This is a genomic window from Scopulibacillus darangshiensis (genome assembly GCF_004341035.1).
GTDB lineage: Bacteria > Bacillota > Bacilli > Bacillales > Sporolactobacillaceae > Scopulibacillus > Scopulibacillus darangshiensis.
On the sequence record NZ_SLXK01000047.1, the window covers coordinates 1 to 473 of the forward strand.

General features: G+C 53.7%; 1 protein-coding gene. It reads right to left on the minus strand.

Annotated features, from left to right (window positions below; genetic code table 11):
• Positions 1-254: 254 nt before the first annotated feature.
• The coding region (locus EV207_RS23305; protein ID WP_207902980.1) for a hypothetical protein at positions 255-473 on the minus strand (219 nt) is incomplete at its 5' end.

A 473-nucleotide genomic window follows, 5' to 3' on the forward strand; every position in this document is an offset into this window, starting at 1 on the left:
CAATTTCAATCCGCCTCCGTTCTATTTTTATACACATTTATATCCAGAGTGCGGTTTTCTAAAACTGTCTACTATATAGGTACAATAACAGGGGAGTTCTGCGTCGTTTTCGCGGTGCATTGCGTCTTGGGATGCGGGTCTGCGTCTTCGTGGGCGGTGACTGCGTCCTTTTCGCCGGGGATTGCGTCTTGGACATGGGGACTGCGTCCTCCTGAGCGGTGTCTGCGTCTTCCTCGGAGAATTCTGCGTCCTTTTCACCGGGGATTGCGTCTTGGGATGCGGGACTGCGTCCTTATGAGCGGCGACTGCGTCCTCCTCGGGGAATTCTGCGTCCTTTTCGCCGGGGATTGCGTCTTGGGATGCGGGACTGCGTCCTCCTGAGCGGTGTCTGCGTCTTCCTCGGTGAGTTCTGTGTCGATTTTTCTGGGTTTTTCGTCTTCAGGTATTCTAGATATCTGCTCCTCCTCTTCGTT